This window comes from Lelliottia sp. JS-SCA-14, from assembly GCF_035593345.1.
In the GTDB taxonomy this organism is placed as follows: Bacteria; Pseudomonadota; Gammaproteobacteria; order Enterobacterales; family Enterobacteriaceae; genus Enterobacter; species Enterobacter wanjuensis.
Window position 1 is genome coordinate 3,164,884 of record NZ_CP141606.1, and the last position, 24,759, is coordinate 3,189,642.

The 24,759-nt window shown below is 57.2% G+C and carries 22 protein-coding genes; 8 read left to right on the top strand and 14 right to left on the bottom strand.

Annotated elements, in window-relative coordinates:
* The first annotated feature begins 136 nt into the window (after nucleotides 1-136).
* The 3 genes from U9O48_RS14820 to U9O48_RS14830 all read left to right on the top strand — a co-directional run bounded on the left by U9O48_RS14820 (nucleotide 137) and on the right by U9O48_RS14830 (nucleotide 3,717).
* On the top strand, nucleotides 137-598 hold the full coding sequence (locus U9O48_RS14820; RefSeq protein WP_285144070.1) for a hypothetical protein: 462 nt from the start codon (nucleotides 137-139) through the stop codon (nucleotides 596-598).
* A gap of 262 nt (nucleotides 599-860) precedes the next feature.
* Complete coding sequence (locus tag U9O48_RS14825; protein ID WP_282495054.1) at nucleotides 861-2,237, top strand: diaminobutyrate--2-oxoglutarate transaminase; 1,377 nt, start codon at nucleotides 861-863, stop codon at nucleotides 2,235-2,237.
* Nucleotides 2,238-2,250: 13 nt separating this feature from the next.
* Nucleotides 2,251-3,717, top strand: a complete 1,467-nt coding sequence (locus U9O48_RS14830; protein ID WP_324722733.1) for an aspartate aminotransferase family protein — start codon at nucleotides 2,251-2,253, stop codon at nucleotides 3,715-3,717.
* Between the two features lie 40 nt (nucleotides 3,718-3,757).
* On the opposite strand, the gene U9O48_RS14835 is transcribed toward U9O48_RS14830, so the two are convergent.
* The 6 genes from U9O48_RS14835 to U9O48_RS14860 form a co-directional block, all read right to left on the bottom strand.
* Nucleotides 3,758-5,947, bottom strand: coding sequence for a polysaccharide biosynthesis tyrosine autokinase (locus U9O48_RS14835; RefSeq protein ID WP_324722734.1), 2,190 nt, complete (start codon nucleotides 5,945-5,947; stop codon nucleotides 3,758-3,760).
* Nucleotides 5,948-5,961: 14 nt separating this feature from the next.
* Nucleotides 5,962-6,396, bottom strand: a complete 435-nt coding sequence (locus U9O48_RS14840) for a protein tyrosine phosphatase (protein ID WP_324722735.1) — start codon at nucleotides 6,394-6,396, stop codon at nucleotides 5,962-5,964.
* Complete coding sequence (locus tag U9O48_RS14845) at nucleotides 6,396-7,535, bottom strand: polysaccharide export protein (protein ID WP_324722736.1); 1,140 nt, start codon at nucleotides 7,533-7,535, stop codon at nucleotides 6,396-6,398. The genes U9O48_RS14840 and U9O48_RS14845 overlap by 1 nt, the downstream gene beginning before the upstream one ends.
* A gap of 354 nt (nucleotides 7,536-7,889) precedes the next feature.
* Nucleotides 7,890-10,085, bottom strand: a complete 2,196-nt coding sequence (locus U9O48_RS14850) for a polysaccharide biosynthesis tyrosine autokinase (RefSeq protein ID WP_324722737.1) — start codon at nucleotides 10,083-10,085, stop codon at nucleotides 7,890-7,892.
* Between the two features lie 15 nt (nucleotides 10,086-10,100).
* On the bottom strand, nucleotides 10,101-10,535 hold the full coding sequence (locus U9O48_RS14855; RefSeq protein WP_282495154.1) for a protein tyrosine phosphatase: 435 nt from the start codon (nucleotides 10,533-10,535) through the stop codon (nucleotides 10,101-10,103).
* Complete coding sequence (locus U9O48_RS14860) at nucleotides 10,535-11,674, bottom strand: polysaccharide export protein (protein ID WP_324722738.1); 1,140 nt, start codon at nucleotides 11,672-11,674, stop codon at nucleotides 10,535-10,537. Before U9O48_RS14860 ends, U9O48_RS14855 begins: the two co-directional genes overlap by 1 nt.
* Before the next feature lie 491 nt (nucleotides 11,675-12,165).
* Between U9O48_RS14860 and U9O48_RS14865 the strand changes: the two genes are divergently transcribed.
* Entirely contained in the window at nucleotides 12,166-12,498 is a 333-nt protein-coding gene (locus tag U9O48_RS14865) for an RcnB family protein (protein ID WP_282495061.1), read from the top strand.
* A complete protein-coding gene (locus U9O48_RS14870; RefSeq protein ID WP_324722739.1) occupies nucleotides 12,440-12,928 on the top strand; it encodes a GNAT family N-acetyltransferase in 489 nt (162 codons plus the stop codon). The genes U9O48_RS14865 and U9O48_RS14870 overlap by 59 nt, the downstream gene beginning before the upstream one ends.
* A gap of 135 nt (nucleotides 12,929-13,063) precedes the next feature.
* On the opposite strand, the gene apbC is transcribed toward U9O48_RS14870, so the two are convergent.
* Entirely contained in the window at nucleotides 13,064-14,173 is a 1,110-nt protein-coding gene (apbC, locus tag U9O48_RS14875; protein WP_282495063.1) for an iron-sulfur cluster carrier protein ApbC, read from the bottom strand.
* Nucleotides 14,174-14,309: 136 nt separating this feature from the next.
* On the opposite strand from apbC, the gene metG reads away from it, so the two are divergent.
* Nucleotides 14,310-16,343: a methionine--tRNA ligase gene (gene metG, locus U9O48_RS14880; protein WP_285144060.1), complete on the top strand. Its 2,034-nt coding sequence runs from the start codon at nucleotides 14,310-14,312 to the stop codon at nucleotides 16,341-16,343.
* Between the two features lie 161 nt (nucleotides 16,344-16,504).
* On the opposite strand, the gene U9O48_RS14885 is transcribed toward metG, so the two are convergent.
* The 3 genes from U9O48_RS14885 to U9O48_RS14895 are packed head-to-tail and all read right to left on the bottom strand — an operon-like array spanning nucleotide 16,505 to nucleotide 19,423.
* Complete coding sequence (locus tag U9O48_RS14885; RefSeq protein ID WP_282495065.1) at nucleotides 16,505-16,975, bottom strand: DUF1456 family protein; 471 nt, start codon at nucleotides 16,973-16,975, stop codon at nucleotides 16,505-16,507.
* Between the two features lie 46 nt (nucleotides 16,976-17,021).
* Complete coding sequence (gene btsR, locus U9O48_RS14890; protein ID WP_282495066.1) at nucleotides 17,022-17,741, bottom strand: two-component system response regulator BtsR; 720 nt, start codon at nucleotides 17,739-17,741, stop codon at nucleotides 17,022-17,024.
* Nucleotides 17,735-19,423, bottom strand: a complete 1,689-nt coding sequence (locus U9O48_RS14895; RefSeq protein WP_282495067.1) for a sensor histidine kinase — start codon at nucleotides 19,421-19,423, stop codon at nucleotides 17,735-17,737. The genes btsR and U9O48_RS14895 overlap by 7 nt, the downstream gene beginning before the upstream one ends.
* A 219-nt stretch (nucleotides 19,424-19,642) precedes the next feature.
* Here U9O48_RS14895 and mlrA point away from each other — a divergent pair, with 219 nt between their 5' ends.
* Both mlrA and U9O48_RS14905 read left to right on the top strand, forming a co-directional pair.
* Nucleotides 19,643-20,371, top strand: a complete 729-nt coding sequence (gene mlrA / locus U9O48_RS14900) for an HTH-type transcriptional regulator MlrA (protein ID WP_282495068.1) — start codon at nucleotides 19,643-19,645, stop codon at nucleotides 20,369-20,371.
* A 78-nt stretch (nucleotides 20,372-20,449) separates the two neighbouring features.
* Nucleotides 20,450-20,563, top strand: coding sequence for a protein YohO (locus U9O48_RS14905; protein ID WP_100779551.1), 114 nt, complete (start codon nucleotides 20,450-20,452; stop codon nucleotides 20,561-20,563).
* Here the strand turns inward: U9O48_RS14905 and U9O48_RS14910 are convergent.
* From U9O48_RS14910 to U9O48_RS14925, 4 genes are read right to left on the bottom strand one after another with little or no spacing between them, the layout of a single operon-like run.
* Complete coding sequence (locus U9O48_RS14910) at nucleotides 20,538-21,275, bottom strand: ABC transporter permease (RefSeq protein WP_282495069.1); 738 nt, start codon at nucleotides 21,273-21,275, stop codon at nucleotides 20,538-20,540. The two genes, U9O48_RS14905 and U9O48_RS14910, sit on opposite strands and share 26 nt — an antisense overlap.
* The gene (locus U9O48_RS14915) at nucleotides 21,259-22,209 is read right to left on the bottom strand and encodes an ABC transporter ATP-binding protein (protein ID WP_324722740.1); all 951 of its coding nucleotides are present in this window, start codon (nucleotides 22,207-22,209) and stop codon (nucleotides 21,259-21,261) included. The genes U9O48_RS14910 and U9O48_RS14915 overlap by 17 nt, the downstream gene beginning before the upstream one ends.
* Nucleotides 22,202-23,359, bottom strand: coding sequence for an ABC transporter permease (locus U9O48_RS14920; protein ID WP_324722741.1), 1,158 nt, complete (start codon nucleotides 23,357-23,359; stop codon nucleotides 22,202-22,204). The genes U9O48_RS14915 and U9O48_RS14920 overlap by 8 nt, the downstream gene beginning before the upstream one ends.
* A gap of 12 nt (nucleotides 23,360-23,371) precedes the next feature.
* On the bottom strand, nucleotides 23,372-24,289 hold the full coding sequence (locus U9O48_RS14925) for an ABC transporter substrate-binding protein (protein ID WP_282495072.1): 918 nt from the start codon (nucleotides 24,287-24,289) through the stop codon (nucleotides 23,372-23,374).
* Nucleotides 24,290-24,759: the final 470 nt, after the last annotated feature.

Genomic DNA, 24,759 nt, shown 5'->3' on the forward strand with positions numbered 1-24,759 from the left:
AATAGTTTGTTCTGCTGTTCTTTATATTTTACTGATGCTGACCGGTTTTTGGCTCGGCACCCTGTATAGCGATTATTTCTCCTGTCGTCAGCTGTCCCTGGCTTTAAATTATGTCCATTGTGATTGAGGTTAATAAATGAAGAAGTTACTGATGATTGCCCTGGCGGTTTCCGCGCTTTCTGCCTGCTCCTCCCCTGCTGAACGCATGGCGAAGTGTGAAGCGCAGGGCGTGAGCCGGGATACCTGTTATCTGGCGGAACAAAATCGCACCACGGCGATGAACGCCGTGGCTGAAAAACAGGCGCTGGAGAATGCCGCTAACGCCGTGCAGCATGCGCAAAGCGCCAAAGTGCAGGACCCGCTGCGCGAGGCGTCATTTACCGCCAACGGCATTAACGCTACGGTCAGCAACGGCTTTTTCACCGCGAAAATCAACGGTAAGAAAGCCGTGGTGAAGCGTTTTAATGCGAATAGTTATGAAATCAAAGGGGCGGGATACGTTCTCTCCATCACCCTTGATGACAACGGGATTACCGACGCGTCATGGAATAAAACCCACGGTCGCGATAACGGTTTACTGCAGTTTACGCAGAAGTAATGTTAAGGCGGCTAACGTGCCGCCTTTTTTGTCTCCTGCGCGGCGAGGGATTTGTACGACGAAGCGGCAGATTTTTGCTATCGAAAACATCGGGTTATTGACCACTTTTCACCCCCCTCTTTTGTAACAAAACAGTAAACAAATTAACCATTGAGCCACGCGCCAAAAGGCTCTATATTGGCCGCGTTTTTTACTCGCTACATCCTTAACTAACTATTTATTCAATCGAGGCGCATAAGACTGCCCCGGTTGTAGGAGTGATATGATGACGGATAAAGTCCGTATTGACACCGCAGATGCCCACAAAAGCAACGAAACCTATCTGGCCCGTCAGGCCGAGTTTGAATCAAACGTCAGGAGTTATCCTCGCAAACTGCCTTTAGCGATCACTAAAGCAGACGGCGTGTGGATTACCGATGCAGATAATAAAGAATACCTTGACTGTCTTGCAGGCGCGGGCACCCTCGCGCTTGGCCATAACCATCCTGATGTGCTGAAAAGCATCCAAAATGTCATTACCAGCGGCTTGCCGTTACATACGCTCGATCTGACGACTCCGTTGAAAGACGAGTTCTCGGAATACCTGCTCTCCCTGCTGCCAGGCCAGGGCAAAGAATATTGCCTGCAGTTCACCGGCCCGTCCGGCGCAGATGCGGTGGAAGCCGCGCTGAAGCTGGCGAAAAAGGTCACCGGTCGCAGCAGCATCATCAGCTTCTCTGGCGGTTATCACGGGATGACCCACGGCGCGCTGTCCGTGACAGGTAACCTGTCACCGAAAGAAGCGGTCGATAACATGATGCCAGAAGTGCAGTTCATGCCTTACCCGCACCAGTACCGTTGCCCGCTGGGTATCGGCGGTGACGCGGGCGTGAAAGCGCTGACCTACTACTTTGACAACCTGATCAACGACGTCGAAAGCGGCGTGCGTAAACCTGCAGCCGTGATTCTGGAAGCGGTTCAGGGCGAAGGCGGCGTGAACCCGGCTCCGGCTGAGTGGCTGCAGCGCATCCGTAAAGTGACTCAGGAACACGGCATTCTGCTGATCCTCGACGAAGTTCAGGCGGGCTTCTGCCGTACCGGCAAGCCGTTCGCCTTCGAACACGCGGGTATCGAGCCAGACATCATCGTCATGTCCAAAGCTGTCGGTGGCGGTCTGCCGCTGGCCGTGCTCGGCATCAAAAAGCAGTTCGATGCCTGGGCGCCGGGTCATCACACCGGCACCTTCCGTGGCAACCAGCTCGCGATGGCGACCGGCCTGACCACGCTGAAAATTCTGAAAGATCAGAACATCGCCGACAAAGTTGCCGCTCAGGGCGAATGGCTGAAAGGCCAGTTGGCTGAGTTGCAGCAGCGTTATCCGGTGATCGGCCACGTGCGTGGTCTGGGCCTGATGATCGGCATCGAAATCGTGAAACCGAACGAAGCGCCAGATCACATGGGCTGCTTCCCGGGCGATGGCGATCTCTCCGCCCTGATCCAGAAGAAATGCTTCGAAGCGGGCCTGATTCTGGAGCGCGGAGGTCGTAACGGCGTCGTTCTGCGTCTGCTGCCATCCCTGCTGATTAGCGATCAGGAGCTGAAAGTCTTCCTGGATAAATTCGAGCAGGCGCTGCTTGCTGCGGGCGTTCGCCCGGTCTAACGGAGTTAGAAAGATGTCTGAGTCAAACCCAATTCTGTCGTCGTCGGCGCAAAGCATCGAGGCCTATCAGCAGGCCATCGAGCAGAGCTCACAGGCGGTGATGCAGTGGCTGCAGCAGTCTGAGATGTATCAGGGGAAAACCGTCGCCGAACTGCGCGACAACATCTCCCTGAACTTCGGTCAGAAAGGCCTTGGCAACGAAGCGGCGATTGCCCGCGCGGTCGAGTACTTCCTGAAAGACAGCCTGTCGGTTCACCACCCGCAGTGCGTGGCGCACCTGCACTGCCCGAGCCTGGTCGTCAGCCAGGCGGCGGAAGTGCTGATCAACGCCACCAACCAGAGCATGGACTCCTGGGATCAGAGCCCGTCAGCGACCATCATTGAGATGAAGCTGATCGACTGGCTGCGTACCCGCGTGGGTTATCAGGCCGGTGATGCGGGCGTGTTCACCAGCGGTGGCACCCAGAGCAACCTGATGGGGCTGATGCTGGCGCGTGACGCCTTCTTCGCGCGTCAGGGCCACTCTATCCAGCAGGATGGTCTGGTCGGCGATCTGCGTAAGATCCGTGTGCTCTGTTCTGAAAATGCGCACTTCTCCGTGCAGAAGAACATGGCGTTGCTCGGTCTGGGCTACCAGTCGGTCACTCAGGTGAAAACCGATGAGTGCTCGCGCATGGATCTGAGCGATCTGGCGGCAAAAATTGCCCAGTGCAATGCCAGTGGCGAACAGATTCTGGCGATCGTGGCCACCGCCGGAACCACCGACGCGGGTGCTATCGATCCCCTGCGCGCTATCGCTGAGATGGCGGCTGAGCAGCAGATTTGGGTACACGTAGATGCGGCCTGGGGCGGCGCGCTGCTGATGTCCGATAAGTATCGCGACTACCTGGACGGCATCGAGCTGGTGGATTCCATCACTCTGGACTTCCACAAGCAGTTCTTCCAGACCATCAGCTGCGGCGCGTTCCTGCTGAAAGAAGAGCGTCATTACGAGCTGATGCGTTACCAGGCGGCCTACCTGAACTCCGAGTTTGACGAAGAGGCGGGTGTGCCGAATCTGGTCTCCAAATCACTGCAGACCACGCGCCGTTTCGACGCGCTGAAGCTGTGGATGAGCCTGGAAGCGCTGGGTCAGGAGCAATACGCGGCGATCATCGATCACGGCGTCACCCTGGCACAGGCCGTGGCGGCATACGTGCAAACTCAGGATAGCCTTGAGCTGGTGATGAAGCCTCAGCTGGCAAGCGTGCTGTTCCGCTTCCGTCCAGACTCTGCGCTGAACGACGCGGCCATCGCGCTGCTGAACCAGAAGATCGGTGATGCTCTGCTCGACTCCGGTCGCGCCAACGTCGGTGTTACCGAGCACAACGGCGTGACCTGTCTGAAGCTGACGCTGCTGAACCCAACGGTGACGCTGGGCGATGTGAAAGTCCTGCTGTCGCTGGTTGAACGTACGGCGCACGAGATTCTGGCGAAGTAAGTTCCTGTTCCCCGCACCGCCCGGTGCGGGGACTTTTGTATTAATGCGCGTTTTTCTCTGACGTGTAGCTGTAGTCGTAAGGGGTATACCCCGTACCGTAGTACAGGGCGGCGGTTCTCACCACGTCATTCAAGATGGCCCCCGTCATCATCACTCCGGCCAGATGCAGACGTTTTACACAGGACTGCACTTCTCTGACACTGGTCATGCCATACCGGGCAATCAGCAGCGTAATTCCCGCGTATCTTCCCACCAGCAAGGCATCCGTCACCGCCAGTATCGGCGGGGTATCGACAATAATCATGTCGTAATGAGCGTCAGCCCACGTCAGCAATTGCTGGAAGCGCTCCCCGATGAGCAGCTCCGAAGGATTATCCGGCGTCTGGCCGCAGGTCAGCACGTCTACCCCTCCCGGCTCATAGTGCTGAATGACCTCCTCATGGGCCGCTTCTCCCGTCAGCACCTCCGCGAGGCCACGATCATTGGTAAGACCGAAGATTTGGTGCACATACCCTTTACGCATATCGGCATCGATCAGCAGCACCTTCTGCCCGGCCTGCACCAGGATAGTCGCCAGCGACGTGCTGATCAGCGTCTTACCGCAGTTTTGTGTCGGCCCGACAAACATCACCACACGATTGCTGGCCTCCATCATGGTGAAATGAAGACTGGTCCGCAGACCGCGTATCGCCTCCACTAGCAGGTCGAGCGGCCTGTCGACAGGCAGAAACGGAATATTATGGGTCCTGTGATTCCAGCTCTCACCAAAGCTGAGCGTTCTGCGCAAACGGGTCTTCTTCCACAGCCAGACAGAACGCGGCAGCGTCGCCAGTACGGTCATCCCCAGCGCCTCAAGCTGTTCAGGGCTTTCAAGGCCTCGTCTGAGCGCGGCTCGCCCCAGAATGATTCCCGAGGAAAGGATGAAACCGAGCATAAAGCCCATGACGATCACCAGCGGTCGGGTGGGTTTTATCGGTTCAGGTTGCGTCACGGCAGGATCAATAATGCGCACGTTTCCGATAGCGCTGGAGCGGGAGATGCTCAGCTCCTGCTGGCGCGTCAGCAGCTGCTGGTAGATCTCACGCCCGGAGTCCACATCCCGGCTCAGACGCAAAATCTCCTGCTGCGTGGAAGGCATGGCGGAGACGCGCTGATTCAGGTGCGCTTTTTCGCTCTCCAGGGTCTGACGTTTTTCAATCAGGGCGCGGTAAGTCGGGTGATCTTTTTTGAACAGCTGAGAGATCTCCGCCTCGCGGAAGGTCAGTTCGTTAAGCTGGTTATCGGCGTTGACGATCTGCTCCAGCACCGATTTGGCCTCCAGCGTCAGATCCACCGAATCGCGCTGCTTACGATAGAGGTTAAGCCGCTCTTCGGCGATATCCAGATCGCCTCGGATCTGCGGTAGCTGGCGCTGCAAAAAGGCGAGACTTTTGGCATCCTGCTCGGCCTGCCGGTCGATGTTCTGACGCAAATAGTTTTCGGTAATGCTATTCAGCTCCACGGCAATCCGATCAGGGTCGGTGCCGGTCAGGGACAGATTCAGAATACCGCTCTGTTTTCCCGCTTCGGCGACGGTGAACTGCTGATTCAGGGCGTTAATCGCCTCCAGGGTTGTCCGCTCACAGAGAGTGAAACGCGTGCCGGGTTGGGCTTCCATGGATTTGACCAGAAGGACTACGCCGTCCTTTTCGAACCGCTTCCCCACCACGCCTTCCCCCTGGAAACCCTCCCCCTCAAGCTGGTAACGCCCCTGCTCCAGCGCTCTGAGCGTCAGGGTATGAGTCGCGTTCACCGTGGCAGGAATGTGCAGTCTGGCCAGCTCCAGGGTCGCCGGTCGCTGACCCAAAAGACGCACTATTGCGCGCCCGATAAGGGGAAAATAGCGCTGCTTTACCTCTTCATTCAGGTGTAGCGCCTCCACCGTCTGGCCGAGGATCATGCGCGATTTCAGCAGCTGAATTTCCGGGAGTGTGTCCGGGGAGAGCTCCGGGCCGAGCTGGCTCAGATTTTTGAGCAGGCTGTTGTCCTGTTTACTCTCGATCTGCACCATCGCATCGGCTCTGTACACCGGGGTCGCGGTGAACGCGTACAGGCCAGCGCAGAGGGTAAACAGGAGGGTCATGCAAACAATAAGTACGCGATGGTCGATCAACTCGCCCAGCAGGCGCGCCAGATCCAGTTCCTGATGCCCAATCGCTGCGGCATTGTGTTCTGAAATGTGTGAAGACATACAACTCTATTCCTTTAGTGACTCAATCGTTGAGCCCATTCCCGGCTTGCTCTGCCGAGCAGGTCAAAAACGTATTCATACGCTTCGTGGCTTTTACGGTAGGGATCGGGGATGACCCGCGTGTGCAGCCACTGGCCAAACAGCAGCGAACGCCCGCGGATTTCAGGGGCGATCGCGGAAATATGGTTCAGATGTTGCGGCTCCATCGCCAGGATCAGATCGTATTCGCGCATCAGCTGCGGGGTCAGTTTCTGCGCGACGTGCCCTTCCAGCGATACACCGTGCAGTGCCGCCACTTCCTGAGCACGCGTATCTGCCGCGTACCCCATCAGCCCGCAGACCCCTGCTGACGCCACAATAAAGGCGGGCAAGTGCTGGCGCAGCAGGCGTTCACCGATGGGCGAGCGACAGATATTTCCGGTACAGACGACCAGGATGGATTTCACCATTATTGCGGCCACGTTCGGATGTAGCGTACCGCTTCGGTCAGGTCATGAACGCCGGTGATGGTGGGCACGAGCTGAGAGATGACGCGATTCCAGCGCGAAACCGGCGCGGTCGTGACATAGACAATGTCGTAGGGCTGAAGCTGAAATTCGGTGCCGAGGACCATCGCCGAGGCATCTTTGGCGTCGAGCTGGTAGACGCTGGCGATTTTGTCCTGTTTGTCGGTTTTCGGTGCCGAACGAATGACGAAGATCCCCGTCGCGTCCGCCAGGTCCTGATTGAGCCCCCCGGCATTGCCGAGCGCTTCCGCCAGGGTCATCCCGCTGCGATCCATTTTGAGAGTGCTTTGTTTAGCGACTTCGCCCATCACGAAGACTTTCAGGCCGTCGTTGCGCGGCACAAAGAGAATGTCTCCCGGCCACAGCAGTTTGTTTTGCGTCAAATCGCCGTGCTGCATCAGGGCATACAGGGAGAGATGCGTGTCTTTTCCGTTGTGAGTCAGCACCACGTCGCGCCAGTCGGCATCGGCAGATAATCCCCCCGCGGCATTCACCGCATCCATGACGGTCAGCGGGATATTGGTGATCGCCTGCTGTCCGGATTTGACGACTTCTCCCGTGATGTAGGCTTTTTGCGAGCGGAAAGCGGCGACGCTCACGTCTACCTGCGGGCTTTCGATCACCTTGTCGAGCCGGGAGGCGATCTCCTCGCGCACCTCAGAGACGGTTTTCCCGGCGACGTTGAGCTTGCCGATATAGGGATAAAAAATCGTCCCGTCTGCAGCCACCCAGTTGCCCGTATCGCTCGCGCTGCGGTACTGCCCGGCAGGCGTGGTGAGCTCCGGGTGATCCCAGACGGTGATGGTCAGGATGTCGCCCACGTCGATGTGGTATTCCCAGCTTTTGAGCTGCACGTCGAGAGCAGGATTCGCCTGCGATTTAAGCGTCGTTGGGCGCAGTGTCTCAATCAAAGAAGAGGTGATCCGATAGACGTCCACTTTGTTATCCAGATCATCATGTTCATTTGTCGCAGCTATCTTATTTTTATTTGACACGTTGAGCGTCTGGCCAGGAATGAAAGTACAGCCCGTTAATTGATATATTATTAATATCAATGCAGAAAGGTATATTTTATTTTTCACTTGAATGATTGAATGGTTGTTTTCTTTCAAAGCCAGGAGGTTACACTTTAAAATAAACCAACACCACGACTAAAAAAAAATTTCAGTTAAATAATTATATTAAAAATTACAATTAATGCATAACTAACTGAAATAAAAGCAAGAACCTCAAAAATAAGTCTGTATTCATCAGTCATTAACCAACAAATACAAAGTCAACAACAAATAAATCACGAGAGAGGGAGCGCATTAAATAACCAGCTGGAATTATCTGGCGGAGGAATATTTTTTTCTCAGATTCATGGAAGGAAATAAGACGATGGGGTAATAATCTGGGCTTATAAAGACCCGCACCGCCTGGTGCGGGGCCTCTTTTTATCCCACGTTTTTCTCTTTCTCAGCGCTATAACTGTACTCGAAAGGGGCATACCCCTCGGCGTAATAGAGCGCTGCGGATTTAATGACGTCATTGAGAATCGCACCGTCAACGGCGACACCGGCCAGCTGCAGCCGTTTCGAACAGGCCTGAACCTCTTTCACGCTGGTCATGCCAAATCGGGCCACCAGCAGCGTGGTTCCCGCTTTTCTCCCCACCAGTGACGCATCCGTCACCGCCAGAATCGGCGGCGTATCAACGATCACCATCGTGTAGTGCTCGTTCGCCCATTTCAGAAGCTGCTGGAAAGGTTCGCCGATCAGCAGTTCCGAAGGATTACCCGGCGTCTGGCCACAGGTCATCACGTCGACCTCACCAGGCAGATAGCGCTGAATGGCAGACTGATAATCGATTTTGCCGGAAAGCACGTCAGAAAGACCGGTGCGGTTCGTCAGGCCAAAGATCTGATGAACGTACCCTTTACGCATATCGGCATCGATAAACAACACCTTCTGCCCGGCCTGCGCGACGATAGCGGCCAGCGAGGTACTGACGAGGGTCTTGCCACAGTTCTGCGTCGGGCCGGTAAACATCACCACGCGGTTGGTCGTCTCCAGCATGGTGAAATGAAGGCTGGTGCGCAGGCCGCGGATCGCTTCCACAAAAAGATCCACAGGCCTGTCGACGGGCAGGAACGGGATATTTCGGGTCCTGTGGGTCCAGCGATCGCCAAAGAAATACTTGCCGCGCAGGCGGGTCTTTTTCCACAGCCAGACAGAGCGTGGCAGCGTGGCGAGCACAGTAATCCCCTGGTTTTCGAGCTGATCCGGGCTTTCGATGCCGCGCTTAAGCGCCGCGCGCCCCAAAACCAGTCCTGCTGAAATGATCAACCCCAGCATAAAGCCCATCACGATAACCAGCGGTTTCGTGGGTTTGATCGACTCAGGCTGCGTCACGGCAGGATCAATAATGCGCACGTTACCGATAGCGCTCGAGCGGGAAATACTCAGCTCCTGCTGGCGGGTCAGCAGCTGCTGATAGATCTCACGCCCGGAATCCACGTCCCGGCTCAGACGCAAGATTTCCTGCTGCGTGGAAGGCATGGCGGAGACGCGCTGATTCAGGCGCGCTTTTTCGCTCTCCAGCGTCTGACGTTTTTCCATCAGGGCGCGGTAAGTCGGGTGATCTTTTTTGAACAGCTGCGAGATCTCCGCCTCGCGGAAGGTCAGTTCGTTGAGCTGGTTATCGGCGTTGACGATCTGCTCCAGCACCGATTTGGCCTCCAGCGTCAGATCCACCGAATCGCGCTGCTTACGATAGACGTTGAGCCGCTCTTCGGCGACATCCAGATCGCCTCGGATCTGCGGCAGCTGGCGCTGCAAAAAGGCCAGGCTTTTGGCATCCTGCGCGGCCTGTCTGTCGATATTCTGACGCAAATAGTTTTCGGCAATGCTGTTGAGCACTTTCGCAATCAGGTCCGGGTCCGTACCGGTCAGGGAGAGGTTCAGCACGCCGCTCTGTTTACCCGCTTCGGCGACGGTGAACTGCTGATTCAGCGCGTTGATGGTGTCGAGTTTTGTCCGCTCCGTCAGGGCGAACCGCGCGCCCGGCTGCGCCGTCATCGTTTTCACCCACAGGGAGACGCCCGCTTTTTCAAACGGCATTCCCGCGACGCCTTCGCCCTCGAAATCATCCCCCGTCACGCGGAAATGCGTTGGGTCCAGCACCGTCAGGGTCAGGGTACGCGGCGTGCCGTCTGTTGAGGGAATATGCATCATGAGCAGGTCCAGCGTCGCCGGTTTTTGGCCGAACAGCCTGGCAAGCGCGCGCCCTACCAGCGGGAAGTAGCGCTGTTTAACCTCTTCGTTAAGACGAAGGCCGTCCACCGTCTGGCCGAGGATCATCCGCGATTTCAGCAGCTGAATTTCCGGCATGGTATCCGGGGAGAGCTCCGGGCTGAGCTGGCTCAAATTTTTAAGCAGGCTGTTGTCCTGTTTACTCTCGATTTGCACCATCGCATCGGCCCGGAAAACCGGCGTCGCCGTGAAAGCGTAGAGGGCCGCGCAGGCGGTAAACAGAAAAGTGATGCACAAAATAAGCAGGCGATGGTCGATCATCTCGCCCAGCAGGCGCGCCAGATCCAGCTCGCGATTTTCATTCGCAGCCGCGTAGATGTCTGAAGTATATGAAGACATTGAAACTTTATTCCTTTAATGACTCAGTCGTTGAGCCCATTCCTGACTCGCCCTGCCCAGCAGATCGAACACGTATTCATACGCTTCGTGACTCTTACGATACGGGTCGGGGATTGCGCGCGTTTGCAACCACTGCCCAAACAGCAGCGACCGGCCCCGGATTTCAGGGGCCATCGCCGAAATATGGTTCAGGTGTTCCGGCTCCATCGCCAGAATCAAATCGTATTCGCGCATCAGCTGCGGGGTCAGTTTTTGCGCCACATGCCCTTCAAGGGAGACGCCGTGCAGCGCCGCGACTTCCTGCGCCCGCGCGTCGGCCGCGTGCCCGACCAGGCCGCTGACCCCGGCGGAGGCCACGGTGAAGCCGGGCATTTGCTGGCGCAACAGGCGCTCACCGATGGGCGAGCGGCAGATATTTCCGGTGCAGACCACGAGGATTGAATTCACCATTACTGCGGCCACGTGCGGATATAGCGCGCCGTTTCCGTCAGGTCATGAACGCCGCTGATGGTTGGCACGAGCTGAGAAATCACGCGATTCCAGCGCGAAATCGGCGCGGTTGTCACATAGACAATGTCGTAGGGCTGGAGCTGAAATTCGGTGCCGAGCACCATCGCCGACGCGTCTTTGGCGTCGAGCTGGTACACGCTGGCGATTTTGTCCTGTTTGTCAGTTTTCGGCGCCGAACGAATCACGAAGATCCCCGTCGCGTCCGCCAGATCCTGGTTGAGTCCCCCGGCATTGCCGAGCGCTTCCGCCAGGGTCATCCCGCTGCGGTCCATTTTGAGGGTGCTTTGCTTCGCCACTTCGCCCATCACGAAGACTTTCAGGCCGTCGTTGCGCGGCACGAAGAGAATATCGCCCGGCCACAGCAGTTTGTTCTGCGTCAAATCGCCGTGCTGCATCAGGGCATACAGAGAAAGGTGCGTGTCTTTTCCGTTGTGAGTCAGCACCACGTCGCGCCAGTCGGCCTCGGCGGAAAGACCGCCCGCCGCATTCACCGCATCCATCACCGTGAGAGGAATGTTGGTGATCGCCTGCTGCCCGGATTTGACGACTTCTCCCGTGATATAGGCTTTTTGCGAGCGGAAAGCGGCGACGCTCACGTCTACCTGCGGGCTTTCGATCACCTTATCCAGTCGGGAGGCGATCTCCTCGCGAACTTCTGACACGGTTTTCCCGGCGACGTTGAGCTTGCCGATGTAGGGATAAAAAATCGTCCCGTCGGCGGCCACCCAGTTGCCCGTGTCGCTCGCGCTGCGGTACTGCCCGGCAGGCGTGGTGAGCTCCGGGTGATCCCAGACGGTGATGGTCAGAATATCGCCTACGTCGATGTGGTATTCCCAGCTTTTGAGCTGCGCATCGAGATTAGGATTCGCCTGAGATTTGAGTGTCGTTGGGCGAAGCGTCTCAATCAACGACGGCGTGATCGGGTAAACATCGACGCGTTTATCGAGCTGATAATTAGCATCTGAGGCAGCAATGACATTTTTATCCGAAACACTCAGCTGCTGGCCAGGTACAAACGCACAGCCTGTCAATTGACTTATTATTAATGCTAACACCGAAAGAGATATTTTATTTTTCATTGGAATGGATAAAATCTTTGTTTTATCAGGAATAATTGGCGAGTACGTTGACACCCATGACCAGCCGAGTTAAAAAATAGCAAAATCAACAGTTTGAATTAGCACTCTATCCATGAGCCGTCAATTTAATCATTTCGAATAAATACTCTTCATTTGTTTCCCGACGGTGACAAATATTCATCGCAGGAAATACCGCAAAAGCTATTCATATCTAATTTAATAGTAAAAGGTATGTGTTTAAATTGCATTCGCCGTTGAGTCCAATTTTGCACCTTCTATTTTCACTCACCCTGAGGCTGAATAATAAAACTGGCAGCGTGTTTCTCGATTATTCATTTGTGAGATGAATGATTAAGTCATGGGCAAAGCTGTTCAGATTTGTTACATTTTTTTTCCAACAAGCGCGACCGTGATACTTAAAATGGGCTGCTTGCCGCGCTGTGCCGTCACAGCGGGCTGAAGGTTCAGCAAAAGGTTTAACTGGAGATAAAATGGCTAAGAGTAAATTGCTGCTTCTGGGTGTGTTGATGTCACTGGCGGGTGCTGTTTATGCCGCTCCGCAAGCCGTGACTGCACCTTCCGGGATCCAGGCTTATGAAGAACAAGAGTTCATCGCCGATTTCACAAAATTCAAAATTGGCGACACCGCCCCGGCGCTCTATCAAACGCCTGAGTACACCATTAAGCAGTTTCAGCTGCGTAACCTCCCGGCACCAGACGCGGGTACGCACTGGACTTACATGGGTGAGAACTACGTTCTGATTAATGACGCCGACGGTAAAATCCTTAAAGCCTACAACGGGGATATCTTCTATCACCGCTGATCCCCTCATCGTCAGACCCTGGCAGGAAAGCGATCGCCCTTTCCTGCGCACCCTCTTTTTACAGGCCCGTCGCGAGGCGTGGCCGTGGCTGGATGACACCGACTGGCAGCTTGAGGATTTCGACGCGGCCACCCTTGACGAGCAGATCTGGGTAGCGGTGCAAAACGGCCATCGCGTCGGGTTTGCTTCGGTCTGGAGCAACGATAATTTTCTGCACAATCTGTTTGTGGATCCGCAGTATCAGGGCGTGGGCGCAGGCAGCCTGCTGCTGGAACATGTACAACAGCAGTTCAGCAGTACAGGTTCGCTTAAGTGTCTGGTCAGAAATGAACGTGCGGTAGGGTTTTATCAGCAGCACGGCTGGCATATCGAGGCGACGGGGGATTCTCCGGAGGGAGAGTATTACCTGATGCATTACCGGTTGCGGTAATGATGCGGGTTCCGTGCGGTCTGGCGCCCGGCGGCGCTTCGCTTGCACGGGCCTACGGGGTTGCGGGGTTGCGGGGTTGCGGGTTTTGTAGGCCGGGTAAGGCGAAGCCGCTACCCGGCACAACAAGGCTACAAATTACACCGCTCGAAACGCGATCTCGCTCGGAATCACTTCACCCTGCCAGTACAGCTGCGCGGCCACGCGTCCGGCGAGCTGACGGTACATCCCGGCAAACTCACTCTCCGGACTGCGCACCACGGTCGGCTTACCGCTGTCGAGATCTTCACGCAGCGTAATGTGCAGCGGCATCTGCCCCAGCAGCTGGGTGTGATACTGCGCCGCCAGCCTCTCTGCGCCACCGGTGCCAAAGATCGGCTCGTGGTGCCCGCAGTTGCTGCAGATATGCACGCTCATGTTCTCGACCACGCCCAGCACCGGCACTTCCACCTTCTCGAACATCACGATGCCTTTTTTGGCGTCGATCAGCGCGATATCCTGCGGCGTCGTAACCACAACCGCGCCCGTCACCGGAATGTTTTGCGCCAGCGTCAGCTGAATATCACCGGTGCCCGGCGGCATATCCAGTACCAGATAATCGAGATCCGGCCACATGGTCTCCTGCAGCATCTGCAGCAGCGCCTTGCTGGCCATCGGGCCGCGCCAGACCATGGCGTTATCGTCTGTCACCAGATAACCGATGGAGTTGGTCGCCAGGCCGTAAGCCATGATCGGCGCCATATGGGTACCGTCCGGCGAGGTTGGACGCTGATTTTCCGCACCCAGCATGTTCGGGATCGACGGGCCGTAAATATCCGCATCGAGAATACCCACTTTGGCCCCTTCGGCGGCCAGCGCCAGCGCCAGGTTCACGGCGGTGGAGGATTTCCCCACCCCGCCCTTGCCGGAGCTGATGGCGATAATGTTCTTCACGCCGTTCACGCCCGGCTGATTCTTCACGCGCTTGAGCGTAGCGATGGTGTGCGTCAGCTTCCAGTCAATCGCCTTCGCCCCGGTGATGCGCAGCAGGTCAGAGCTGCACTGCTCTTTCAGGGTTTCGAAGGCGCTGGCCCAGACGAAAGGCATCTGCAGTTCGACGTGCAGCGTGTCATCCAGCCAGGCGACATGATGCAGCGCTTTCAGCGTGGTGAGATTGTGCTTCAGGGTTGGATGCTGAAAATTGGCCAGCGTCCCGGCAACCATTGCTCTTAAGGCTTCCGGTGATTTGGCCTGGGATTGAGAACTCATCCCGACTCCTTTGTTCTTGTGAATAAGACCTTAGTTGAACAAGTTTACCTGAAAGGCCGTGGTTTGTGCTTACTTAATAATGGCCCTTTTGTTACTATCAAAAACCCTTTTTACTGTTAAAGAAGTAATGCCCACTATGACTCAAGTCGCGAAAAAAATTCTGGTAACGTGCGCCCTGCCGTACGCAAACGGCTCAATCCACCTCGGCCACATGCTGGAGCATATCCAGGCTGATGTCTGGGTCCGTTACCAGCGAATGCGCGGCCACCAGGTAAACTTCATCTGCGCGGACGATGCTCACGGCACGCCAATCATGCTGAAAGCACAGCAGCTGGGGATCTCCCCGGAGCAGATGATTACCGAAATGAGTCAGGAGCATCAGACCGATTTTGCTGGCTTTGACATCAGCTACGACAACTACCACTCGACGCACAGCGACGAGAACCGCGAGCTGTCCGAGCTTATCTACACCCGACTGAAAGAGAACGGTTTTATTAAAAACCGCACCATCTCTCAGCTCTACGATCCGGAAAAAGGCATGTTCCTGCCGGACCGTTTTGTGAAGGGCACCTGTCCGAAGTGTAAATCCCCGGATCAGTATGGCGATAACTGCGAAGTGTGCGGCGCGACCTACAGCCCGACCGAGCTTATCGAGCCGAAATCCGTGGTTTCCGGCGCGACGCCGGTGATGCGTGACTCTGAGCACTTCTTCTTCGACCTGCCGTCGTTTAGCGAAATGCTGCAGGCGTGGACCCGCAGCGGTGCGCTGCAGGAGCAGGTGGCGAACAAAATGCAGGAGTGGTTCGAATCCGGCCTGCAGCAGTGGGATATCTCCCGCGATGCGCCGTACTTCGGCTTTGAAATCCCGAACGCACCGGGCAAATATTTTTACGTCTGGCTGGATGCGCCAATCGGCTACATGGGCTCCTTCAAGAACCTGTGCGACAAACGCGGCGACACCACGAGCTTCGAAGAGTACTGGAAAAAAGATTCCGACGCCGAGCTGTACCACTTCATCGGCAAAGACATCGTCTATTTCCACAGCCTGTTCTGGCCAGCGATGCTGGAAGGCAGCGGTTTCCGCAAGCCAACAAACCTGTTCGTGCACGGCTACGTGACGGTGAACGGCGCGAAGATGTCCAAATCTCGTGGGACCTTCATCAAAGCCAGCACCTGGCTGAACCACTTCGACGCCGACAGCCTGCGCTACTACTACACCGCGAAGCTCTCTTCGCGCATCGACGATATCGACCTGAACCTGGAAGATTTCGTGCAGCGCGTGAACGCCGACATCGTGAACAAGGTGGTGAACCTGGCGTCCCGTAACGCGGGCTTTATCGCCAAGCGTTTCGATGGCGTGATGGCGGCTGAACTGGCCGATCCTGAGCTGTACAAAACCTTCACCGACGCGGCAGCGACCATCGGCGAAGCCTGGGAAGCGCGTGAGTTCGGTAAAGCGGTACGCGAAATCATGGCCCTGGCCGACCTGGCGAACCGCTATGTCGACGAGCAGGCGCCGTGGGTGGTTGCGAAGCAGGAAGGCCGCGATGCGGATCTGCAGGCGATCTGCTCCATGGGCATCAACCTGTTCCGCGTGCTGATGACCTACCTGAAGCCGGTTCTACCGCAGCTGACAGAACGTGCTGAAGCGTTCCTGAACACGGAGCTGACCTGGGATGCAATCCAGCAGCCGCTGCTCGGCCACAAAGTGAATACCTTCAAAGCGCTGTATAACCGCATTGAGATGAAACAGGTTGAAGCCCTGGTTGAGGCGTCCAAAGAAGAGGTGAAAGCCGCCGCTGCGCCCGTCACTGGCCCGCTGGCAGACGATCCGATTCAGGAAACCATCACCTTTGATGATTTCGCCAAAGTCGATCTGCGCGTCGCGCTGATTGAAAACGCGGAATTCGTGGAAGGCTCCGACAAACTGCTGCGTCTGACGCTGGATCTGGGCGGTGAGAAGCGCAACGTCTTCTCCGGCATTCGCTCGGCGTATCCTGATCCGCAGGTGCTGATCGGTCGCCAGACGGTGATGGTCGCCAACCTTGCGCCGCGCAAAATGCGCTTCGGCATTTCGGAAGGGATGGTGATGGCCGCCGGTCCTGGCGGGAAGGATATCTTCCTGTTAAGCCCGGACGAAGGTGCGAAGCCGGGTCAGCAGGTGAAATAAACGAAAAAGCCGCTCAGATGAGCGGCTTTTTTTATGTCTTTTTTGCCGGGTTACGGTGTCGGGTGGCGGCTTCGCCTTACCCGACCTACAAAACCCTCGCCTTGTCACCCGGTGAGTCAGTTTGGTAGGCCGGGTAAGGCGTAGCCGCCACCCGGCAGTTCTTACGGCTTCGCGCTATGCACCCGGTGAGTCAACCCGCGCAGGAAATAACGCATAAACTGGTCACCGCACTCGCGGTAATTCTTATGATCCGGCGCGCGCATCATGGCGGTGATTTCTGGCATCGACACGCGGAATTTCTGCTCGGTCATGATGGCTAATACGTCGTCGGATTTCAGGGAAAAGGCGATACGCAGCTTCTTCAGCACGATGTTGTTATTCACGCGACGCTCTGGTGACAGCACAGGCGCAGACTCGTCTTTCCCGCGCTTATCGTAGATCAGCCCGTTCAGGAACGAAGAGAGGATGATGTCCGGGCAACGAACGAAGCCCTCTTCGTCCTCTTTGGTGATCCAGCTGGCAATATTCGCCGGAGTGGTCTCGACCTCGGCCAGCGCCAGAATACGAACCAAATCGTTATTGTTGGATTTCAGGATGTAGCGCACACTGCGCAGAATATCGTTACTTAACATAGAGCCTTCAACTGTCGGTGATGCGATGGGGCGCAGTGTACCAGTTTTACAACCCAATCGCCTCTTTCAGGCTTTTCAGATAGCGTCGACTCACCGGCACCGTCTGCCCCGCGCGCAGCACCAGCTCCGCCTGACCGTTCTCCTCCAGACGAATCTCTTTCAGATGCGCCATGTTCACCAGATACTGGCGATGGCAGCGGATCAGCGGCGTCCGGCTCTCCAGCGTGCGCAGGGTCAGCTCGGTAAAGCCCTCTTTGCCTTCGCCACTGGTGACAAACACCCCGCTCATGCGGCTGCTGACAAAGGCCACGTCGTCCATCTGCAGGAGATAGATTCGGCTGTGGCCGGTGCAGGGGATAAATTTCAGCGCCTGCTGGTTTTCCGGCAGCAGCGACACATCCTGCACGCTGCGCTCCTGGCGCAGACGGTTGAGGGTTTTCTCCAGCCGCTTCTCTTCGATCGGTTTCAGCAGATAATCGAACGCGTGCTCTTCAAAGGCTTTGACCGCATATTCATCAAAGGCGGTGAGAAACACGATGTACGGACGATGTTCCGGGTCGAGCATCCCGACCATCTCCAGGCCGCTGATGCGCGGCATCTGGATATCGAGAAACAGCACATCGGGGCGCAATTTATGCACCGCACCAATGGCTTCGATGGCGTTGGCGCACTCACCCGCGATTTCAATGTCGCTCTGTTCCTGTAACAGAACCCGCAGGTTTTCCCGCGCTAACGGCTCATCATCGACAATCAGCACTCTTAGCATGCGTTTTCCTCCAGGGGCAATCGTAGGGTAATACGGGTAAAACTGTCCGGCTCGCAGTCGACGGTAATGCCGCAGTCATCGCCAAAATGCGCGCGCAGACGTTTGTCGACCAGGCTCATTCCCAGCCCGCCCGACTCGGCGCCGGGCAAGTACAGCCCGGCGTTATCTTCAATATCCAGCACCAGGTGGTGATTAAACCGGCTGGCAGAGATACGGATTTCGCCAGTGCCCAGCAGCTGCGAGGTGCCGTGCTTAATGGCGTTTTCCACAATCGGCTGCAGGGTAAACGCCGGAAGATGCTGATGGGCCAGCTCAATCGGCACAAACAGCGAGACCTGCAACCGCGACTGAAAGCGCGCTTTCTCGATTTGCAGATAGGCATTCACGTGTTCAATCTCATCGGCCAGGGTCACAATCTCTGAAGGCCGCTTCAGGTTCTTGCGGAAAAAGGTCGACAGAAACTGCACCAGCTGCGTCGCCTGATCGCTGTCGTGGCGGATCACCGCCTTGAGCGTATTCAGGGCGTTAAACAGGAAATGCGGATTGACCTGGGCGTGCAGGAGCTTGATTTCCGACTGGGTCAGGAGCGCTTTTTGCCGCTCGTACTGCCCCGCCAGGATCTGCGCCGACAGCAGCTGGGCGATCCCCTCCCCCAGCGTACGGTTGATGGAGCTGAACAGCCGGTTCTTCGCTTCGTACAATTTGATAGTGCCCATCACCCGCTGATTCTCACCGCGCAGGGGGATCACCAGCGTCGAACCGAGTTTGCACTGTGGATGCAATGAGCAGCGGTACGGCACTTCATTCCCGTCGGCGTACACCACTTCGCCCGTTTCAATCGCACGCAGCGTATAAGCCGATGAAATCGGTTTGCCAGGCAGATGGTGATCGTCGCCGGTGCCGGTAAAGGCCAGCAGCCTTTCGCGGTCGGTGATCGCCACTGCGCCGATGTCCAGCTCCTGATACAGCACCTGCGCCACCTTCATGCTGTTCTCTTCGTTAAAGCCCTGGCGCAAAATCCCTTCCGTCGAGGCCGCCACTTTCAGCGCCGTGGCCGAGAACGCCGAGGTGTATTTCTCAAACATCGCGCGCTTATCCAAAAGGATGCGCATAAACAGCGCCGCGCCAACCGTATTGGTCACCATCATCGGGGCGGCGATGCTGCTCACCAGATGCAGGGCATCTTCGAACGGACGGGCGATCAGCAGAATAATCAGCATCTGCGCCAGCTCCGCCACCAGCGTAATCGCCCCGGCGGTCAGCGGGCTAAAGACTTTATCCGGACGACCACGCTTGATCATATAGCTGTGAACGAGGCCGCCGAGCAGCCCTTCGACAATCGTCGAGATCATACAGCTGAGCGCGGTCATGCCGCCCATCGAGTAGCGATGCAATCCGCCCGTCAGCCCGACCAGGCCGCCCACCACCGGGCCGCCGAGCAGCCCGCCCATCACCGCCCCGATGGCGCGCGTGTTGGCGATCGAGTCTTCAATGTGCAGACCAAAATAGGTGCCGAGAATGCAGAAAATCGAGAAGGTGACGTAGCAGAGAAGCTTGTGCGGCAGGCGAACGGTCACCTGCATCAGCGGAATAAACAGCCGCGTTTTGCTCATCAGCCAGGCGATGACCAGGAAAACGCACATCTGCTGAAGCAGCAGCAACACCAGATTAAATTCGTACATGACTGCAAACCGCACTGTCTAAAAACGCGTAACATACACTGATACACATTAACTTTCTTTGAAGCATTCCAAAAAAGCTGCAATTCGTGCCCGTCATCACATCCTTTAGCGGAACAATTTCCACCCTTCGCATTATTTGTTCAAAAAACGGTCGATTCTTCCTGGTTCGCGAATCAGCGTCTACAGTTATTCTGGGGATGCGCAAGCCAGGGGGCGAACATGGCGCTTTACACGATAGGTGAAGTGGCACTGCTTTGTGATATCAATCCTGTGACGCTGCGAGCATGGCAGCGGCGGTATGAGCTGCTAAAACCGCAGCGAACAGACGGAGGACATCGTCTGTTTAACGAGGCGGATATCGATCGGATCCGCGAGATCAAAAGCTGGATCGATAACGGTGTCCAGGTCAGCAAGGTCAAATCGCTGTTATGTGAACACGATGCCGATAGTCTGGCCGAATGGCGTGAACATCAGGAAACACTGCTCCGGCTGCTGCAGGCCGGTAACTTTCAGCGTCTGCGAACCTGGATCAAGGAGCAGGGTCGGGATTATCCCGCCCAGACGCTCATCACACATCTGTTTATCCCGCTTCGTCGCCGTCTCTCTCAGCAACCGGCGCTCCAGGCGCTGCTGAGTATGCTCGATGGCATGCTGATCAATTACATTTCCGTGTGCCTGTCGACGGCACGCAAGAAGAGCGGAAAGGACGCCCTGGTGGTCGGCTGGAATGTTCACGACACCACCCGCTTATGGCTCGAAGCCTGGATAGCCACGCAGCAAGGCTGGCGTGTAGACGTGCTGGCGCATTCATTAGCTCAGCTTCGCCCGGAGCTTTTCGAAGGGCAAACCCTGCTGGTCTGGTGCGGAGATATCCCCACTGCCGCCCAACAGCAGTCGCTGAATGAATGGCGCGAACACGGCTACCCCGTCATTACTCTCGGCCCGTAAATGTCTTCCCGGCATTTAATGGTTCATTAACAGGTGTGCTTCACCGTATAATTGGGCGGTTAACAAAAGGAGCACATTATGAAGGCAACCAAAGTGGCCGTAATTACCCTCTTCGCCTTAATGGCCATCAGCGGCATTGGCGGCGTGATGCTGGCCGGCTACTCATTTATCGTGCGTGGCGGTGTCGGCTGAGATACTGCGCCAGCCGTTCAAACCCGCGATCGACCACAATCGCTGCCAGCGCCACCAGCACCGCACCCTGCACAATATAGGCTGAGTTAAATCCGCTCAGTCCGATGATAATCGGCGTGCCCAGGGTATTCGCCCCGACCGTTGACGCAATGGTCGCGGTCCCGATATTGATAATCACCGACGTCCGTACTCCCGCCAGAATCACCGGCGCTGCCAGCGGCAGCTCGACTTTACGCAGTCGCTGCCCCGCGCTCATCCCCATCCCTTCCGCCACGCTGGTCACCGCCGCAGGCACGGCTGTTAATCCGGCCAGCGTCGCCTGCAAGATCGGCAGCACGCCGTATAAAATCAGGGCAATGATCGCCGGTTGCTGACCAAAGCCGATCACCGGCACCGCAATCGCCAGCACCGCCACCGGCGGGAAGGTCTGCCCGATCGCGGCGATGGTCTCCACCAGCGGGCGAAACTCTTTACCCAAAGGCCGCGTCACCGCAATTCCGGCCCCGACGCCGATCACAATCGCGATGGCGCTCGACACGCCCACCAGCCAGAAATGGGCCAGCGTCAGGCTGATAAAACTCTCCTGCAGATAGACCGGGCGCGGCAGGCCAGGGAACAGCGCGCCAAACAGCCCGCCGCTGTAGGGCATTAGCCACAGCAGCGCGACGAACAGCAGCACCAGCCACAGGAGCGGATCACGTAGCCATTTCACGTTCCACCTCCCCTGCCAGCAGATCGCGAAAATGCAGCGTCCCGCACGGCGCGCCCTGCTCATCCACCACCGGCAACACTTCGCACTGACGGGCGACAAAGGCCGAGAGCGCATCGCGCAGGCTCATCTGCGCCTGAAGGGGTTCGCCGGTCACCGCCCGATCCTGCGGACGTAAATACTCTGCGACCGTGCGCAGGGAGAGCAGTCGCACGCCCAGTTCGCTTCGGCCAAAGAATTCGCGCACGAAATCCGTCGCCGGGCGGGTTAACAGCTCCAGCGGCGTGCCCTGCTGCACCACTTCCCCGTTGTCCATTAATACCAGACGATCGGCGAGGCGCAGGGCTTCGTCGATATCGTGCGTCACCAGAATAATCGTGCGCCCAAGAATGCGGTGGATGCGGGTCATCTCCGTTTGCAGCGCGCTGCGGGTCACCGGGTCCAGCGCGCCGAAAGGTTCATCCATCAGCAACACTTCAGGATTGGCGGCTAACGCGCGCGCCACCCCGACGCGCTGCTGCTGCCCGCCGGACAGCTGATGCGGGTAGCGCTCGCGAAGCGCAGGCTCCAGCCCCAGGAGCGCCATCAGCTCATCGACGCGATCCGCCACTTTCTGCCGCGACCATTTTTGCAATTGCGGCACGGTGGCGATGTTCTGCGCCACCGTCCAGTGCGGGAACAGGCCAATCGACTGAATGGCGTAGCCCATCCGGCGGCGCAGCTCCAGCACCGGCAGGCTGCGGATCTCCTCCCCGGCAAAACGAATCAGCCCGCTGTCGTGTTCCACCAGCCGGTTGATCATTTTAAGCGTGGTCGATTTCCCCGACCCGGAGGTACCGATCAGCACCGAAAATGCCCCTTCCTCAAAGCGCAGGTTCAGGTTTTTTACCGCCGTCTGCCCGGCAAATTCTTTGCTCACATCGTGAAATTCAATCATTATTTTTTCCCTTCAGCAGGGCCAGCCACAGGGCAAAGAGCGCGTCCACCACCACCGCCAGGGCGATGGTCGGAATCACACCGAGTAACACCAGATCCAGCGCGCTGCTGAGCAGGCCCTGGAATACCAGCGCCCCAAAACCTCCCGCGCCAATCAGCGCGGCAATCACCGCCATGCCGACGGTTTGCACCGCGACCACCCGCAGACTGCGCAGCAGAAGCGGCAGCGCGAGCGGCAGCTGGATCTTCCAGAACCGCTGGCTGGTGCTCATCCCCATCGCGCTGGCGCTCTCCAGCACCTCCGGGGAAACCTGGCTCAATCCCGCCAGCACGCCGCGCGCTAATGGCAGCAGCGCGTACAGCACCAGCGCAATGAGCGCGGGCGTCAGCCCGGTTCCGGCGATGCCGATGGCGGCCAGCGCCGGAAAGGATTTCACCAGCCCGGCGAGCGGCGCAATCAGCAAGCCAAACAACGCCACGGAAGGGATGGTCTGAATCACGTTCAGCACGGTAAATACCGGTCCCTGACGCGTGGGATGGCGGTAGCACCACAGGCCGATCGGCACGCCGATGAGCAGCGCCGGAACCAGGGTGCCAAACAGGATCGTCAAGTGCTGAGCCAGCGCATCGTTAAACACCTCCTGACGATTGGCGTACTCTTTCAGCAGCGAAAGCGTGTTCAGCTCGCCGCTGAACAGCACCGCCAGGGGCAAAATCCAGATCTGCGCATTCAGCAGCCAGCGCCACACCGGGCGGGTGGTCAGGCGGCGGATCGCATCGCTACAGGCGAGCAGGCACAGGGCCATCCACAGCCACAGACCGCTGCCTGTCGAGGTACGCGCCAGCGGGGTTTCCGCGGTGGCGAGATGCGTTGCCGCAAGCCCGGCACTCCAGGCCAGCAGCACAAAAAGCAGTTCACAAACCATCAGCGTGAGAATGAGCGGCACCCGCCCCGCGCAAAACGACAGCACGGTGACGCCTACCAGAGAGAGCGCCAGCGGGAGGGGCGAGATCGCCCACACCTGCCAGACCGACAGCCCCTCGCCGGACATCAGCCGGTTCGGGGCGAAATTGACGAACGGAAGCGCGCACGCCGCCAACCCGACAAACGCGAGCAGAAGCAGTACGCGGTTATGACATGTCTTTGGCAAAGCGTTGTCCTGTTACTTCACGAGTCCTTTTTGCTTCAGGAAATCTGCCGCCACTTTTTTGGCATCCAGCCCTTCCACCGCAATGCTCGCGTTGAGCTGTTGCAGGGTTTTCTCATCGAGTTTTTCAAACACCGGTTTCAGCCAGTCGCCGATCTGCGGATAGGCTTTCAGCACCGCCTCGCGAACCACCGGCGTTGGGGCATAGATCGGCTGAACGCCTTTCGGATCGCTCAGGGTTTGCAGACCCAGCGCCGCCACCGGACCGTCGGTGCCGTAGGCCATCGCCGCGTTCACGCCCGACGTTTGCTGGGCGGCAGCTTTGATGGTCACCGCCGTATCACCGCCCGCCAGCGACAGCAGCTGGCTCTGGTCGAGTTTGAAATCGTAAGCTTTTTCAAAGGCCGGGAGCGCATCCGGGCGCTCGATAAATTCCGCCGAGGCCGCCAGTTTGAAGTCGCCTTTATCTTTCAGATAGCGGCTCAGATCGTCGAGGGAGGTGAGTTTGCCTTTCTCAGCGATATCCTTGCGCACCGCGATGGTCCAGGTGTTGTTGGCGGGCGCAGGCGTCAGCCAGATCAGCTTGTTCTGTTCGGCGTCGAGTTTTTTCACTTTCTCGTAGCCCGCGCTGGCATTTTTCCACGCGGCGTCGTTTTCATCTTTGAAGAAGAACGCCCCGTTGCCGGTGTATTCCGGATAGATATCCAGCTCGCCGGAGGTGATCGCCCCGCGCACCACCGGCGTGGTGCCGAGCTGCACTTTATTCACGGTTTTCACGCCGTGGCTCTCCAGCACCTGCAGGATAATATTGCCCAGCAGCGCCCCTTCCGTATCAATTTTAGACCCAACCTTCACCGGCTCTGCCGCCTGTAAAGGCAGGCTCAGCGCCGCCAGTAACGCCGCTGAACCCCATATCCCCTTTGCGATTGTCATTCCACTTTCCTCATTAATTTGCCGCCTTTATCAGGGGCTTGAGAGAAAAGCGTAGACTAAAAATTGGGTATTATCCCAATGTTGATCAGTTAAACACTGGAGGTGGTTCCGTTCACCTTATGTTCGGCAGAATATAATTGCTTCATATCTTGTGAACGTGACAAAGGGGCCAACACCAGTGCCACATTCAGACGGCTGTAAAGCTGGAGGGATCGAGAGTCCGGCTGAAAATCGCCGAAGCGTTTCCTGGAGGCCGGGTCGAGGCGCAGGGAAGCGCCGAGAGGGTGCGACCTGCATGGATGCAGGATCGCGCCCGACCCGAAAGCCGCAAGGAATAAGCTGAGGGCACCGCGAAGCGGCGATTTTCCTGGCCGGGAGCCGGGATTGTTAAGGGGGCGGCGGCCCCCTTAACACGTTCACCGCAGAGAAATTATCAAGAAGCAGAGGAATGAAAGTGAACGGAACGATTC